Source organism: Streptomyces caatingaensis, from assembly GCF_001187435.1.
In the GTDB taxonomy this organism is placed as follows: domain Bacteria; phylum Actinomycetota; class Actinomycetes; order Streptomycetales; family Streptomycetaceae; genus Streptomyces; species Streptomyces caatingaensis.
Genome location: NZ_LFXA01000017.1, coordinates 143,383 through 159,179 on the forward strand (window position 1 = coordinate 143,383; position 15,797 = coordinate 159,179).

Sequence of the window (15,797 nt, forward strand, 5' to 3'; positions counted from 1 at the left end):
GGCCGGCCTTCTTGTCCCCCCAGGAGGTGTGCGGATGACCAGCGGCATCCCCGCGCTCACGATCGCCCAGCACCCGACACGGAGCCTGCAGGCCGTCCTGCTCGACATGGACGGCACCCTCGTCGACACCGAGGGCTTCTGGTGGGAGGTGGAGGTCGCGGTCTTCGCGGAGCTGGGCCACCAGCTCCTGGAGGAGTACCGCGAGATCGTCGTCGGCGGTCCCATGCACCGCAGCGCGTCCTTCCTCATCAAGGCCACCGGCGCCAAGATCGCCCTGGCCGAGCTCACCGCCCTCCTGAACAGCCGGTTCTCGGAGATGATCGGCCACGGCGTCCCGCTGATGCCGGGGGCGAGGCGGCTGCTCACCGAGCTGGCCGCGCACGGCGTGCCCACCGCCCTCGTCTCCGCCTCGCACCGGGAGATCATCGACCGGGTGCTGCGCACCCTCGGCCCCGAGCACTTCACCCTCACCGTCGCGGGCGACGAGGTCGAGCGCACCAAGCCGCACCCGGACCCCTACCTCACGGCCGCCGCCCGGCTCGGCGTCGACCCGGCCCGCTGCGCCGTCGTCGAGGACACGGTCACCGGGGTGGCGGCCGCGGAGGCGGCCGGCTGCCGGGTGGTGGCCGTGCCGTCGGTGGGCGCCATCCCGCCGGCCGCCGGACGGACCGTCGTCCGCTCCCTCGAAGAAGTCGATCTCGGATTCCTGCGGAAGGTGATCGGCGCCTGAGCGTGCTGGAATCCTCAAGAAACGCAGAGCGCAGGTCCGACTGTTTTCCGTGACCGATGGCGCGGTAATTGCCAAGGGGCGCAAGGTCATTCGCCGAGTGATGTTCGTCACCGCATACGGCGGACCAGGTGGATCCATGACCCCTGGAAGGGGGCCTTCCAGGGGTCATGGCGCACCCTTGTGTCCGCATTCGGCCGTTGGTGCACGAATCGTTCCCGCGTCCGCGATATCGGCCGACGCCCCGTTGTTATCGCCGCGTGATATCGCATCAGGTAGACCACGTTCCGGTCATGGTGGTGGTGCGCACTAATCTCTTCGCGAGTACTTCACGGCCGCCTCCGTGGGGCCCGTGCACAGTGCTTCCGTACGGGTCCCGGCGCGCGCCGTTCGCACCACAGGGAGAACACCGCACAATGAACCGCAAGACGTTGGTGCTGCCGACCGTGGTGGGCCTGCTGGCCCCCGTGCTCGTCGCCTGTGGGGGCGGCGACGGAGCCGGCAAGGGCAAGGGCGCCATCGTCGTCGGCACCACCGACCGGTTCGAGGAGACGACGGACGCCCCCGCGCCCTTCGACCCGGCCGCGGCCTACGACGTCGGCGTGTGGAACGTGCTGCACAGCACCTTCCAGACCCTGCTCCGGCTGCCCCGCTCGGGCTCCGAGCCCGCCCCCGACGCCGCCGAGCGGTGCGGCTGGAGCGACCGCCGCAACGAGCAGTACCGCTGCACCCTGCGCAAGGGGCTCACGTTCTCCAACGGCGACGAACTGACCGTCAAGGACGTCAAGTTCTCCATCGAGCGCGCCCGCGCGATCAACTTCGAAAACGGCCCGGTCTCGCTGCTGAGCAACATCGACCAGGTCGAGACGCCCAACGACCGCGAGATCGTCTTCCAGCTCAAGGCGCCCGACGCGACCTTCCCGCAGAAGCTCGCCACCCCGGCCGCGGCCATCGTGGACGCCAAGGCGTACCCCAAGGACAAGCTGCTCACCGACGGCTTCAAGGTGGTCGGCTCCGGCCCGTACACCCTGGAGACCGAGGAGCAGGACAACCGCGTCGTCAAGGCCGTCCTGACGAAGAACCCCGACTACAAGGGCTCCGTCACCGTGCAGAACGACAAGGTCGAGATGCGCTTCTACGACGACGCCAGGACGATGGAGAACGCGCTCAAGGCCGGCGACATCGACGTGATGAACCGGACCCTGGCGCCGGAGCAGATCGCCAAGCTGCGCAACTCCGCCGGCCAGCAGGTCAAGCTGCTGGAGTCGCCGGGCCACGAGATCGGCTACCTGGCGTTCAACGTGGACGACCCGGCCGTCAAGCCCAAGGCCGTCCGCCAGGCCATGGCCCAGCTCGTCGACCGCCAGGCGCTGGCCCGCGAGGGCTACGACCGCACCAGCGACGCGCTCTACTCGCTGGTCCCCAGCGGCATCCCCGGCCACCAGAACTCCTTCGCCAACCAGTACGGCGGCCCCAGTGTCGACAAGGCCCGCGCCCTGCTCAAGGGCGCCGGCATCAGCACCCCGGTGCGCTTCACCCTCGCCTACTCCTCCGACCACTACGGCGAGGCGACGGCGCGGGCGTTCAAGACGCTCCAGAAGCAGCTGAACGGCAGCGGGCTGTTCGACGTGAAGCTCCAGGACGTCAAGTGGGCGGAGTTCCGGCCCAACGCCGCCAAGGGCCAGTACGCGGTCTACGGCATGGGCTGGTTCCCCGACTTCCCGGACCCGGACAACTTCATCGCGCCCTTCTTCGGCAAGGACAACTTCCTCCGGTCCCGCTACCAGAACAACAAGATCAACGACCTGATCCCGCGCACCCGTCAGACCTCGCAGCGCGACTCGGCGGCCAGGCTCTTCCAGCAGGCGCAGGACATCGTCGCCGACGAGGTGCCGGTCCTGCCGCTGTGGCAGGGCAAGCAGTACGTGGCGACCCGGACCAACGTCACCGGCGGGGAATGGGTGCTCAACGCGGCCTCCGAACTCCAGCCGTGGGAGCTCGCCCGGGGCAAGTGACCCCGGCCCGGCGGCACTTCGGGGCCCGGCGGAACCCCTCGTAGGACCACGACGCACCACCACGACGCAACATCACCACGCAACACCAACGCTCCACCTGCACCACCAGCACCACAGAACTCCCCACCGGGCGGACATCCGTCCGCCCGGACGACTCGAACTGTGAGGAACGTGTACGTGAGGAAACGTGACCAGTGGCTTGCCGCCCCGCTCGGCGCGGGGCTCGCCGCCGCGCTGCTCGGCGGGTGCGGCTCGGACGACGGCAAGGCGGCGGGCACCGGTGAGTCGGTGGTCATGGGGATGTCCGACGAGGTCGTGGCCACCGACCCGGCCTCGGGCTACGACCCGGGCTCCTGGCTGCTCTTCAACAACGTCTTCCAGTCGCTGCTCAGCTTCCCCAAGGGCAGCAACACCCCGCAGCCCGAGGCCGCGAAGAAGTGCGGCTTCAAGGACCGCACCAGCACCGTCTACGAGTGCGCCCTCAACGACGGGCTGACGTTCAGCAACGGCCACACCCTCACCTCCGAGGACGTCGCCTACTCGTTCCGCCGCACGATCAGGATCAACGACAAGGCCGGTCCGGCCGCGGCCATGCTCTCCACGATCAAGGAGATCCGGACGCCGGACAAGAAGACCGTCGTCTTCCGGCTCAAGCGGCCCGACGCCACCTTCCCGCTGAAGATCGCCTCGGGTGCCGGCTCGATCGTCGACCACACCGAATACCCCGCCGACCGGCTGCGGACCGACGGCAAGGCGGTGGGCTCCGGCCGCTACACGCTGGACTCCTACGACAAGGACAAGGCCGTCTTCAAGGTCAACGGCTCCTACCGCGGCCCCGCGGCCGTCCAGAACAGCGGCCTGACCCTCAAGCTCTTCCACGGCAAGCAGGACGAGCTCAAGGACGCCCTCAAGAAGGGCGACGTCGACCTCGCCTACCGTGGCCTGGCCATGGACGACATCGCCTCCCTGGAGGCCGCCGGCTCCCGCAACGACCTCAAGGTCGTCCAGGGCACCAGCGCCGAGGTCCAGCACCTCGTCTTCAACACCAAGGACCCGGTGGCCGGCAAGCTCGCCGTCCGCAAGGCCGTCGCCTACCTCGTGGACCGCGGCGCCCTCGTCCGCGACATCTACAAGCGCACCGCCGAACCGCTGTACTCCGTCGTCCCCAGCGGCATCACCGGCCACCGCACGTCCTTCTTCGACGTCTACGGCGACCGGCCCCAGCCGGACAAGGCCGCCGCCGTGCTCAAGGACGCCGGCATCAAGGGCAAGGTCAAGCTCACCCTGTGGGGCACGCCGATCCGCTACGGCCCCGGCACCGTCCCCGAGCTGAAGGCCATCGCCAAACAGCTCAACGCCAGCGGGCTGTTCGAGGCCGACGTGCGGAGCGTCCCCCTCGACGAGTACCAGAAGGGCATCGAGGCCGGCCGGTACCCCGTCTACGTCAAGGGCTGGGTCCCCGACTACCCGGACCCCGACAACTTCACCGCGCCCTTCTTCGGCGAGGACAACGAACTCGCCAACCACTACGAGTCGAAGGAGATCTCCGGCCGCATCCTCCCGGCCACCGCCGCGGAGAACAGCCGCGCCGCCACCTCCGGGGACTTCTCCAGGCTCCAGCAGACCGTGGCGCAGGACGTGCCGGTCCTCCCGCTGTGGCAGGGCAAGCAGTACGCCGTCGCCAACGAGCGGATATCCGGCCTCCAGTGGACCCTGGACGCCTCGACCGTCTTCCGCTTCTGGGAGATCGCCAAGGGCAAGAAGGACTGACCCCGCGTCACCCGCGACGGAGGGCCCGCCGGTGCGTCCGGCGGGCCCTCCGTCGTATCCGGCGTCACTGCGAGCCGGGGCGCACCAGCCCGCTCTCGTACGCGTAGACCGCCGCCTGCACCCGGTCGCGCAGCCCGAGCTTGGTGAGCACATGGCCCACGTGCGTCTTGACCGTCGTCTCGCTCACGAACAGGTCCGCCGCGATCTCCGCGTTGGACAGGCCGCGGGCCACCAGCTTGAGCACCTCGACCTCGCGCTCGGTCAGCGTGTTCAGCGTGTCCGGCAGCGGCTCCTCGCCGGACGGCAGGTGGGTCGCGTACTTGTCGAGCAGCCGGCGGGTGATGCTGGGCGCGAGCATCGCCTCGCCGCCGGCGACCACCCGGATCGCCTGCACCAGCTCGTGCGCCGGGGCGTCCTTCAGCAGGAAGCCGCTCGCCCCCGCCCGCAGCGCCTCCACCACGTACTCGTCCAGGTCGAAGGTGGTGAGCACCAGCACCTTCGCCGGACCGTCCCGGTCCGGGCCGGTGATCTGCCGGGTCGCCTCCACCCCGTCCATGCGCGGCATGCGGATGTCCATCAGCACGACGTCGGGTTGCAGGGCGCGCACCTGGTCGAGCGCCTGGAGGCCGTCGCCGGCCTCCCCGACGACCGCGATGTCCTGCTCGGCCTCCAGGATCATGCGGAATCCCGTACGCAGCAGGGGCTGGTCGTCGACCAGCAGGACACGGATCGCCACGGAACACTCCTTCGCTAGACCGCGTCCATTCTGCCCTGACCCGCGCGGGGCGCGGGCAGCGGCAACGGGTAGGGCGGGGGAGTGCCGCCGAACTCGGGGCAGCGCTCCCGGTGGTCGCACCAGCCGCACAGCTTCGTCGGCCGCGGGCGCCAGTCGCCCGTCTCCGTCGCCAGCTCGATGGCCTCCCACAGGGCCCGCAGCTTGCGCTCCACCGCCCGCAGCTCGGGCTCCACCGGGTCGTACGTCACGACGTCGCCGCTGCCCAGGTAGACGAGCTGGAGCCGGCGGGGCACGACGCCGCGCAGCCGCCAGACCACCAGCGCGTAGAACTTCATCTGGAACAGGGCGTCGTCGCGGTACCGCGGGGCGGGGGCCTTGCCCGTCTTGTAGTCGACGATGCGCACCTCGCCGGTCGGCGCGACGTCGATCCGGTCGACGATGCCGCGCAGCACCAGCCCCGAATCCAGCGTCGTCTCCACGAACAGCTCGCGCTCGGCGGGCTCCAGCCGCGTCGGGTCCTCCAGGGTGAACCAGCGCTCGACGAGCCGCTCCGCCTCCGCCAGCCAGGCGGCCAGCCGCTCCTCGTCCCGCGCGCCGTCCTCACCGGTGAACAGCTCCGCCAGCTCGGGGCGGGCCGCCAGCAGCTTCTCCCACTCGCCGGGCACCAGGCCGCGCGCCCGCGGTGCCGTGCGCTCCCCGGCCGGGGCGTCGAAGAGCCGCTCCAGCACGGCGTGCACCACAGTGCCGCGCGTCGCCGCCGCGCTCGGCCTCTCCGGCAGCCGGTCGATCACCCGGAACCGGTAGAGCAGCGGACAGCGCATGAAATCGGCCGCGCGCGAGGGCGAGAGGGAGGCCGGCCGGGCGGGGCCGGCCGCTGCCGGGAGCACCGCCGGGGCCGGCGGGGCCGGCGCGGCGTCGGGGGCGTCGGGAGCGGATTCCATGGCACAGACCCTACGGCCCCCCACCGACGGTCGCCGACGCTCACCCCGCGTGCACCCGCGGTTCCGGCCGGGGGTCCGGGGGTTGCCCCCCGGGAAGGCCCGGCAGCGGCATACCATCGACGCCAGAAGCCCTCGCACTGCATGATCGTGGCAGGGCGCGCGCACCGGGCGGTGCGCGAGCGGCATCCGACGAGGGGACACCGTGGACAACACCGGGCAGGGCGGTTCCGGCACCGGTCACCAGGACGGGCGGCAGGGACCCGGGCCGCAGCGCCCGCGCGAGGCCGGCGGGGGCATCCTCATGGGCCGCCCCTTCGGCGTGCCCGTCTACGTGGCACCCAGCTGGTTCCTCGTCGCGGCCCTGATCACCTGGGTGTTCGGCGGCCAGCTCGACCGCGTCCTGCCCGAGCTGGGGCGCGCCCGCTACCTCGTCTCCCTCTTCTTCGCCGTCGCCTTCTACGCCTCGGTCCTCGTCCACGAGCTGGCGCACACCGTCGCCGCGCTCCGCTTCAAGCTCCCCGTGCGCCGCATCCAGCTCCAGTTCTTCGGCGGGGTCTCGGAGATCGAGAAGGAGACCGAGACCCCCGGCCGGGAGTTCGTCCTCGCCTTCGTCGGGCCGCTGCTCTCCCTCGTCCTCGCCGGGGTCTTCTGGCTGGCCCTCCAGGCCGTCGAGCCGGCCACCGTCCCGGGCGTGCTGCTCGCCGGGCTCATGGTCTCCAACCTCCTGGTGGCCGCCTTCAACCTGCTCCCCGGACTGCCGCTGGACGGCGGCCGGATGCTGCGCGCCGTCGTCTGGAAGATCAGCGGCCGGGCCATGACCGGCACCGTCGCCGCCGCCTGGGTCGGCCGCGCGCTCGCCGTCAGCGTCCTCGTCGGCCTGCCGCTGCTCACCCAGGCCGACCGGGCCGAGAGCTTCGGCAGCGTGGACTCGCTCACCGACGCCCTGCTCGCCGCCATCCTCGCCGCGATCATCTGGACCGGGGCCGGCAACAGCCTGCGCATGGCCCGGCTGCGCGAGCGGCTGCCCGGCCTGCGCGCCCGCACCCTCACCCGCCGCGCCGTCCCCGTCACCGCCGCGACGCCGCTCTCCGAGGCCCTGCGCCGGGCGAACGAGGAGGGCGCCCGCGCCCTGGTCGTCGTGGACGGCGCGGGCGTGCCCGCCGCCCTGGTCCGCGAGTCCGCCATCGTCGGCATCCCCGCCCACCGCCGCCCCTGGGTGGCCGTCGGCAGCCTCGCCCAGGACCTCCAGGACGGCATGCGGATCTCGGCCGAACTCTCCGGCGAGGAGCTCCTGGAGACCCTGCGGCAGACGCCCGCCACCGAGTACCTGGTCGTCGAGGAGACCGGCGAGGTCTACGGCGTCCTGTCCACCGCCGACGTCGAGCGCGCCTTCGTCGCGGCCATGGCCCGGACGCCGTCCTAGGGCACCCCCGGCGGCACCGGGAAACCGGGGCGCCCACCCACCCGTACGAGCAGGGCGCGGCGACCCGGTACGCTGGTCACATGTCCGAACCGACCGGTGCCGCCCGCCGTCGCGGGCCCTTCCAGGTCGGGGACCAGGTCCAGCTCACCGACCCCAAGGGACGCCACTACACCTTCACGCTCGAAGCCGGGAAGCAGTTCCACACCCACAAGGGTGCCTTCCCGCACGACGAGCTGATCGGTGCTCCCGAGGGCAGTGTTGTCCGTACCACGGGAAACGTCGCCTACCTCGCGCTGCGCCCCCTGCTCCCCGACTACGTCCTGTCCATGCCGCGCGGAGCCGCCGTGGTCTACCCCAAGGACGCGGGGCAGATCCTGGCGATGGCCGACATCTTCCCCGGCGCCCGCGTGGTGGAGGCCGGAGTCGGCTCCGGCTCGCTGAGCAGCTTCCTGCTGCGCGCCATCGGCGACCAGGGCATGCTGCACTCCTACGAGCGCCGCGCCGACTTCGCCGAGATCGCCACCCAGAACGTGGAGCGCTACTTCGGCGGCCCGCACCCGGCCTGGCGGCTCACCGTCGGCGACCTGCAGGACAACCTCTCCGACACCGACGTCGACCGGGTCATCCTGGACATGCTCGCCCCCTGGGAGTGCCTGGAGGCCGTGCGCAAGGCGCTCGTCCCCGGCGGCATCCTCTGCTGCTACGTGGCGACCACCACCCAGCTCGCGCGCACCGTCGAGTCCATCCGGGAGATCGGCTGCTTCGCCGAGCCGTCCGCGTGGGAGACGATGGTCCGCACCTGGCACGTGGAGGGCCTGGCCGTCCGCCCCGACCACCGGATGATCGGCCACACCGGCTTCCTGCTCACCGCCCGCCGCCTGGCGGACGGCGTGGAGCCGCCGATGCGCCGCCGCCGTCCGGCCAAGGGCGCCTACGGCGAGGACTACACCGGTCCGGGCTCCGCGGAGCGCTGACCGGACGCGCGGTGCGAGGGCGCCGTCCCCGGGTGACGAACTCGGGGGCGGCGCCCTCGTGTTGACCCGGGGACATGTGCGACGATGCGCACCGTCCCCCGCGATTCCGGCACTTCACAGGAGCCAGCGCAGCGTGCAGCCCCCGGCAGGACTCCCGCACACCCACTCCCGCCCCCTCCACTGGGTGCTGACCGCCCTGGGCGTGGCCGCCGTCCTGCTCGGCGCGGCCCTCGTCGGCCCCGGTGACGGCACCGCCACCGCGTCGGCCCCGGCGCCCGATCCGGCCGCCGTGCGCTACCCGTTCGACTGCGGGGGCGCGGGCGTGGAGGTCGTGCGGCACGCCGCCGCGGAACTGGACGGCACCGCCGCGACGATCGCGGTCGTGCGCTGCCGCGCGGGCGCCGGCACCGCGCCCAGCGGCGTCTACGTCCTCACGGCCGCGCCCGGGGGAACGGCGGGAACGGGCGAACAGGGCGGCGCGGCAAGGGTCGCGGCGACCCTGGTCGACCCCGCGCAGCGGATGGACGTCACCGGGTTCGCGGTGCGCGGCGATGTGGTTTCGGCCACTCTGCTCGGCTACTCCTCGGCGCGGGTGCCGCGGTGCTGCCCCGACCGGCGCCGCGACGTCCAATGGCGGTGGCGGGACGGGAAGTTCGCGCTGACGGCGCTGCCGGTCGCGGGCGGTGCCTGAGCCGTCACGCGGCGTCGGGGCCGTAGACCTCGACCTTGTCCGAGACGCGGCGCACGTGGATGCAGTCGCCGGGGCAGTCCTTGGCCGAGTCGCGCACGTCGGCCAGCAGCGGCAGCGGAACGCGCGTCGTCGCCCCGGGTTCCTGCAGGAGTTCGTCGTCGGCGCTCTTCACGTACGCCAGGCCGTCGATGTCGAGCTCGAACACCTCGGGGGCGTACTGCGCGCAGATGCCGTCCCCCGTGCACAGGTCCTGGTCGATCCAGACCTCGAGGGCCTCGCCGGGGCCCCCGGCCGCCGGGTCGTCGGCGGCGGTCGCACGGTCTGCGTTCTGGACGGTCATTGCGGTGACGTTCCTGCCTACGTGAATCAATTGGAGCCAGCACGGACGGGTGTTGACCGAGTTCGACAATACAACCGCCCGCTTTCCGATGTTGATGGGTGGGTATTCCCCTGTCGTGAGGACGTGCGCAAGGGTGAAGATCGGACACACTCCGACCGGGTTTGTGATCTAGGGGTTTCAACCTGCACCGGCCCAGGTAGGGTCTGGAAGCGTCCAGCTCCCCTTGGAGGAGGTGAGGACCGTGGCAGCCCACGACGACGACATGAACCGCGGCATCCGGCCGGGACGGGGCGGTGACGACCCCGCCGGCCAGGTTGCCTACCTCGAGCAGGAGATCGCCGTCCTGCGGCGCAAGCTCGCCGACTCTCCGCGGCACACGAGGATTCTCGAAGAGCGGATCGTCGAGCTCCAGACCAACCTGGCAGGGGTGTCCGCACAGAACGAACGGCTCGCCAACACCCTGCGCGAGGCCCGCGACCAGATCGTGGCCCTCAAGGAGGAGGTCGACCGGCTCGCCCAGCCGCCGGCCGGCTTCGGGGTCTTTCTCCAGGCGAACGACGACGGCACGGTGGACGTCTTCACCGGGGGGCGCAAACTCCGGGTCAACGTCAGCCCGAGCGTCGACGCCGACGAGCTCAGGCCCGGCCAGGAGGTCATGCTCAACGAGGCGCTCAACGTGGTCGAGGCCATGGCGTTCGAGCGGGCCGGGGACATCGTCACCCTCAAGGAGATCCTGGAGGACGGCGAACGGGCCCTGGTCATCGGGCACACCGACGAGGAGCGGGTGGTGAGGCTCGCCGAGCCGCTGCTGGACGTCACCATCCGCCCCGGCGACGCCCTGTTGCTCGAATCCCGTTCCGGCTACGTCTACGAGGTCATCCCGAAGAGCGAGGTCGAGGAGCTCGTCCTCGAAGAGGTCCCGGACATCGACTACTCGAAGATCGGCGGCCTGGGCAACCAGATCGAGCTGATCCGCGACGCGGTCGAACTCCCCTATCTCTACCCGGACCTCTTCAAGGAGCACCAACTCCGGCCGCCCAAGGGCGTCCTGCTCTACGGGCCGCCCGGCTGCGGCAAGACGCTCATCGCCAAGGCCGTCGCCAACTCCCTTGCCAAGAAGGTCGCGGAGGTCACCGGCAAGCCCGCGGGGAAGAGCTTCTTCCTCAACATCAAGGGCCCGGAGCTGCTCAACAAGTACGTGGGCGAGACCGAGCGGCACATCCGGCTGATCTTCCAGCGGGCGCGGGAGAAGGCCGGCGAGGGCACCCCGGTGATCGTGTTCTTCGACGAGATGGACTCCCTGTTCCGCACCCGCGGCTCGGGCGTCAGCTCCGACGTGGAGAACACCATCGTCCCCCAGCTCCTCTCGGAGATCGACGGCGTCGAGGGCCTGGAGAACGTGATCGTCATCGGCGCCTCCAACCGCGAGGACATGATCGACCCCGCGATCCTGCGCCCCGGCCGGCTCGATGTGAAGATCAAGATCGAGCGTCCGGACGCCGAGGCCGCCAAGGACATCTTCTCCAAGTACCTGACCGAGACCCTGCCGCTGCACGCGGACGACCTCGCCGAGCACGGCGGTTCGGCGCGGGCCACCATCGACGGCATGATCCAGTCGGTCGTGGAGCAGATGTACGCGGAGTCCGAGGAGAACCGCTTCCTGGAGGTCACCTACGCCAACGGTGACAAGGAGGTCCTCTACTTCAAGGACTTCAACTCCGGGGCGATGATCCAGAACATCGTGGACCGGGCCAAGAAGATGGCGATCAAGGCCTTCCTGGACCACAACCAGAAGGGTCTGCGCGTCTCCCACCTGCTCGCCGCCTGCGTCGACGAGTTCAAGGAGAACGAGGACCTGCCCAACACCACCAACCCCGACGACTGGGCCCGCATCTCCGGCAAGAAGGGCGAGCGGATCGTCTTCATCCGCACCCTCGTCACCGGCAAGCAGGGCGCGGACACCGGCCGCTCGATCGACACGGTGGCCAATACCGGTCAGTACCTCTAGCACCTCCGTCCGGCTGCGGATGACTGTTTCCTTCCGGTTCCCCGCCTCCCGGCGGGAACCGGGCCGGAAACCGTCCGTCCGCGGCCGGACGCGTTTTGCGCCAGATGTCCCGCGCACGGCACGACCGTGCCGATGTGCCGCATGAACCGGAGCGACGACTGTGCCGCACTTTCCCGGGGGGCACCGCACCCGACGGCAGCCGCGCGGCGGGCCGGGCCCCCGGCCGGAACCGCCGGTCCACGCGGTGCGCCGGCCCGGCGACGCGAAGCAAAAGCCAGTAATGATCTCCCCAGGGCCGCAAAGCCGTTCTAGGCTCGTCGGTACCACCGCGACGCGCGTGGGGGATGCACACGGACCGGATGCGCAGCGGTACTTGAGTGGCGACCCCGCCCGGGGGCGCCACCGGGCAAGGAGGGCCGCATGACCGTACGGCGAGTAATGGGCATCGAGACGGAGTACGGGATCTCCGTCCCCGGTCACCCGAACGCCAATGCCATGCTCACCTCGTCCCAGATCGTCAACGCCTACGCGGCCGCGATGCACCGGGCACGCCGTGCCCGCTGGGACTTCGAGGAGGAGAACCCGCTGCGGGACGCCCGCGGCTTCGACCTCGCCCGCGAGGCGGCGGACGCCAGCCAGCTCACGGACGAGGACATCGGCCTGGCCAATGTGATCCTCACCAACGGCGCCCGGCTGTACGTGGACCACGCCCACCCCGAGTACAGCTCCCCGGAGATCACCAACCCCCGCGACGCCGTCCTCTGGGACAAGGCCGGGGAACGGATCATGGCCGAGGCCGCCGAGCGCGCCGCCCAGCTCCCCGGCGCCCAGCCGATCCACCTCTACAAGAACAACACCGACAACAAGGGCGCGTCCTACGGCACCCACGAGAACTACCTGATGAAGCGGGAGACCCCCTTCTCGGACATCGTGCGGCACCTGACCCCCTTCTTCGTCTCCCGCCAGGTGGTCACCGGCGCCGGCCGGGTGGGCATCGGCCAGGACGGCCGCGAGCACGGCTTCCAGATCAGCCAGCGCGCCGACTACTTCGAGGTCGAGGTCGGCCTGGAGACCACCCTCAAGCGCCCCATCATCAACACCCGGGACGAGCCGCACGCCGACGCCGAGAAGTACCGCCGGCTGCATGTGATCATCGGCGACGCCAACCTCTCCGAGATCTCCACCTACCTCAAGCTCGGCACCACCTCGCTCGTCCTCTCCATGATCGAGGACGGCTTCATCTCCGGGGACTTCGCCGTCGACCAGCCCGTCCGCACGCTCCACCGGATCAGCCACGACCCCTCCCTGAAGCGGCTCATCACGCTGCGCAGCGGCCGGACGCTGACCGCGGTGCAACTGCAGATGGAGTACTTCGAGCTGGCCCGCAAGCACGTCGAGGACCGTTTCGGGGCCGACGCGGACGAGCAGACCAAGGACGTCCTCGCGCGCTGGGAGGACGTCCTGGGCCGGCTGGAGAGCGACCCGATGAGCCTGGCGGGCGAGCTGGACTGGGTGGCCAAGCGCGAGCTGCTGGAGGGCTACCGCCGGCGCGACGGCCTGGGCTGGGACGCGGCCCGGCTGCACCTGGTGGACCTCCAGTACGCGGACGTCCGCCCGGACAAGGGGCTCTACAACCGGCTGGTGGCCCGCGGCCGGATGAAGCGGCTGCTGGACGAGACCGAGGTCGAGCAGGCCCGCACGGCCCCGCCGGAGGACACCCGCGCCTACTTCCGCGGCCGCTGCCTGGAGCAGTACGCGGACGACGTGGCCGCGGCCTCCTGGGACTCGGTGATCTTCGACCTGCCGGGCCGGGACTCGCTCCAGCGGGTGCCGACCCTGGAGCCCCTGCGGGGCACCCGCAACCACGTCAAGGAGCTGCTGGACCGCTGCCGCACGGCGGAGGACCTGGTGCGGGTGCTGTCCGGGGGCTGATCCCGGAGTCTGGAAGTGACCCCGCCCGGGAATCATGACCGTGGTTCCCGGGCGTTCCGGAAAGTACGGGGCCGATGTCGGACCCGGCTTGTAGGGTCGGCAACAGAACGTCCGATCTTGTACGTGATCTTGTACGTCGAACCGAGCGGGGTGAGGGGTATGGCGACCAAGGACACCGGCGGCGGGCAGCAGAAGGCCACGCGCTCGACGGAGGAGGTCGAGGAGCAGGCGCAGGACGCGCAGGCTTCCGAGGACCTCAAGGAACGGCACGAGAAACTGTCGGACGACGTGGACTCGGTGCTGGACGAGATCGACGACGTCCTCGAGGAGAACGCCGAGGACTTCGTGCGCTCCTTCGTGCAAAAGGGCGGCCAGTAGGCACTCCCCGTTCCTCCGTGCCGGACGGCTGCGGCGCCCTCGCGGCGTGCCGCATCCGTCCGGAGGCTCCACCGGCACATGTGGATCATCGCCATGGGACCGATAGGGTCCGTGGTGTCCGGTGCCCCGACCGCGGCATCGGGATATGGGACTGTTACCTGGAAGGAAACTCGTGGAAGCCAACCCTCGAAGCACCGGGCGTCTACCTGCTGCCTTCCTGACGCCTGGCTCCTCCTCCTTCATGGACTTCCTCGCGGGCCACCAGCCCGAGCTGCTGCCGCGCAACCGGCAGCTGCCCGCGCAGGGCGTGATCGAGGCACCGCACGGCACGACCATCGTCGCGGTCACCTACCGCGGCGGGGTGGTGCTGGCCGGTGACCGGCGCGCCACCATGGGCAACGTCATCGCGCAGCGCGACATCGAGAAGGTCTTCCCGGCCGACGAGTACTCGGCCGTCGGCATCGCCGGCACCGCCGGTCTCGCCGTGGAGATGGTCAAGCTCTTCCAGCTCGAGCTGGAGCACTTCGAGAAGGTGGAGGGCACCCAGCTCTCCCTGGAGGGCAAGGCCAACCGGCTCTCCACCATGATCCGCAGCAACCTCGGCATGGCCATGCAGGGCCTGGCCGTCGTGCCGCTCTTCGCCGGCTGGGACGTGGACCGGGAGAAGGGCCGGATCTTCTCCTACGACGTCACCGGCGGGCGCTCCGAGGAGCACGTCGGCTACGCGGCCACCGGCTCCGGCTCGATGTTCGCGCGCGGCGCGCTGAAGAAGCTCTTCCGGGACGACCTGTCGGAGGAGGAGGCCATCACCCTCGTCGTGCAGGCGCTCTACGACGCGGCGGACGACGACTCGGCCACCGGCGGCCCGGACCTGGCCCGCAGGATCTACCCGATCGTGACGGTCGTCTCCGACGAGGGATACCGCAAGCTCTCCGAGGAGCAGCTCGTCGGCACGGTCAGGGCGATTCACGAGCGTCGGCTGGAGGAGCCGGACGGCCCCCGCGCCGCCCTCCTCTAGACATGCTTCCCCTACGAACAGAAAGGGATGGGTAGCCGGTGTCGACGCCGTTCTACGTCTCTCCCCAGCAGGCCATGGCCGACCGGGCCGAGTACGCCCGCAAGGGCATCGCGCGCGGCCGCAGCGTCGTGGTCCTCCAGTACAACGATGGCGTGGTCTTCGTTGCCGAGAACCCGTCCCGTGCGCTGCACAAGGTCAGTGAGATCTACGACCGCATCGCGTTCGCGGCGGTCGGCAAGTACAACGAGTTCGAGAACCTGCGCATCGGCGGCGTCCGCTACGCCGACCTGCGCGGCTACACCTACGACCGCGAGGACGTCACCGCGCGCGGCCTCGCCAACGTCTACGCCCAGACGCTCGGTTCGATCTTCTCCAGCGCGGGCGAGAAGCCGTACGAGGTCGAGCTGATCGTCGCCGAGGTCGGGGACGGCCCCGAGGACGACCAGATCTACCGGCTGCCCCACGACGGCTCGATCGTCGACGAGCACGGCTCGGTCGCCGTCGGCGGCAACGCCGACCAGATCAGCAACTACCTCGGGCAGCGGCACCGGGACGGGATGACCCTCTCCGAGGCCCTCAAGCTCGCGGTGGAGTCGCTGGCGCGCGACACGAACGGGGGCGAGCGGACGCTCACCGCCGAGCAGTTGGAGGTCGCGGTGCTGGACCGTACGCGTCCCCAGACGCGGAAGTTCAAGCGGGTGCTGGGCCGGCAGCTGTCGCGGCTCCTGGAGGAGGGCTCGCCGGAGCCGGAGGGGGAGGGGGAGGGCGAGGGCGGCGACGCGTCGTAGTCCGCGCCGGGGGTTCCTCCCCGCCCGTCCTTCCACCGTTTCCGGCGCGGCTTCGC

Annotated in this window: 14 protein-coding genes; 11 read left to right on the forward strand and 3 right to left on the reverse strand. The window is 70.7% G+C overall.

Features of this window, described 5'->3' with window-relative positions; translation table 11 throughout:
- Positions 1-34: 34 nt before the first annotated feature.
- From AC230_RS23005 to AC230_RS23015, 3 genes are all read left to right on the forward strand, one after another.
- Positions 35-730: an HAD family hydrolase gene (locus tag AC230_RS23005; RefSeq protein ID WP_049718251.1), complete on the forward strand. Its 696-nt coding sequence runs from the start codon at positions 35-37 to the stop codon at positions 728-730.
- A 413-nt stretch (positions 731-1,143) separates the two neighbouring features.
- Entirely contained in the window at positions 1,144-2,742 is a 1,599-nt protein-coding gene (locus AC230_RS23010; RefSeq protein ID WP_049718252.1) for an ABC transporter substrate-binding protein, read from the forward strand.
- Positions 2,743-2,919: 177 nt separating this feature from the next.
- Positions 2,920-4,512 (forward strand): ABC transporter substrate-binding protein, encoded by a 1,593-nt coding sequence (locus tag AC230_RS23015; RefSeq protein WP_049718253.1) that lies wholly within the window; start codon positions 2,920-2,922, stop codon positions 4,510-4,512.
- Between the two features lie 64 nt (positions 4,513-4,576).
- On the opposite strand, the gene AC230_RS23020 is transcribed toward AC230_RS23015, so the two are convergent.
- Both AC230_RS23020 and AC230_RS23025 read right to left on the reverse strand, forming a co-directional pair.
- Positions 4,577-5,248 (reverse strand): response regulator, encoded by a 672-nt coding sequence (locus AC230_RS23020; RefSeq protein ID WP_049718254.1) that lies wholly within the window; start codon positions 5,246-5,248, stop codon positions 4,577-4,579.
- 14 nt (positions 5,249-5,262) lie between these two features.
- Positions 5,263-6,189 carry a RecB family exonuclease gene (locus tag AC230_RS23025; RefSeq protein WP_049718255.1) on the reverse strand — a complete coding sequence of 309 codons (927 nt, stop codon included), beginning with the start codon at positions 6,187-6,189 and terminating at the stop codon, positions 5,263-5,265.
- A gap of 202 nt (positions 6,190-6,391) precedes the next feature.
- Here AC230_RS23025 and AC230_RS23030 point away from each other — a divergent pair, with 202 nt between their 5' ends.
- From AC230_RS23030 to AC230_RS23040, 3 genes are all read left to right on the forward strand, one after another.
- Entirely contained in the window at positions 6,392-7,612 is a 1,221-nt protein-coding gene (locus AC230_RS23030) for a site-2 protease family protein (RefSeq protein WP_049718256.1), read from the forward strand.
- A gap of 80 nt (positions 7,613-7,692) precedes the next feature.
- Complete coding sequence (locus AC230_RS23035; RefSeq protein WP_049718257.1) at positions 7,693-8,586, forward strand: tRNA (adenine-N1)-methyltransferase; 894 nt, start codon at positions 7,693-7,695, stop codon at positions 8,584-8,586.
- A 133-nt stretch (positions 8,587-8,719) separates the two neighbouring features.
- Entirely contained in the window at positions 8,720-9,277 is a 558-nt protein-coding gene (locus AC230_RS23040; protein WP_049718258.1) for a hypothetical protein, read from the forward strand.
- A gap of 4 nt (positions 9,278-9,281) precedes the next feature.
- Here the strand turns inward: AC230_RS23040 and AC230_RS23045 are convergent, their stop codons facing one another.
- On the reverse strand, positions 9,282-9,617 hold the full coding sequence (locus AC230_RS23045; protein ID WP_049718259.1) for a ferredoxin: 336 nt from the start codon (positions 9,615-9,617) through the stop codon (positions 9,282-9,284).
- Positions 9,618-9,858: 241 nt separating this feature from the next.
- On the opposite strand from AC230_RS23045, the gene arc reads away from it, so the two are divergent.
- The 5 genes from arc (at position 9,859) to prcA (ending at position 15,741) form a co-directional block, all read left to right on the forward strand.
- Positions 9,859-11,625: a proteasome ATPase gene (arc, locus tag AC230_RS23050; protein WP_049718260.1), complete on the forward strand. Its 1,767-nt coding sequence runs from the start codon at positions 9,859-9,861 to the stop codon at positions 11,623-11,625.
- Positions 11,626-12,045: 420 nt separating this feature from the next.
- Positions 12,046-13,557, forward strand: a complete 1,512-nt coding sequence (dop, locus tag AC230_RS23055) for a depupylase/deamidase Dop (RefSeq protein ID WP_078871511.1) — start codon at positions 12,046-12,048, stop codon at positions 13,555-13,557.
- A gap of 159 nt (positions 13,558-13,716) precedes the next feature.
- A complete protein-coding gene (locus AC230_RS23060; RefSeq protein ID WP_030608326.1) occupies positions 13,717-13,935 on the forward strand; it encodes a ubiquitin-like protein Pup in 219 nt (72 codons plus the stop codon).
- Between the two features lie 172 nt (positions 13,936-14,107).
- Positions 14,108-14,953, forward strand: a complete 846-nt coding sequence (gene prcB / locus AC230_RS23065) for a proteasome subunit beta (RefSeq protein WP_049718262.1) — start codon at positions 14,108-14,110, stop codon at positions 14,951-14,953.
- 38 nt (positions 14,954-14,991) lie between these two features.
- A complete protein-coding gene (gene prcA / locus AC230_RS23070) occupies positions 14,992-15,741 on the forward strand; it encodes a proteasome subunit alpha (RefSeq protein WP_049718263.1) in 750 nt (249 codons plus the stop codon).
- Positions 15,742-15,797: the final 56 nt, after the last annotated feature.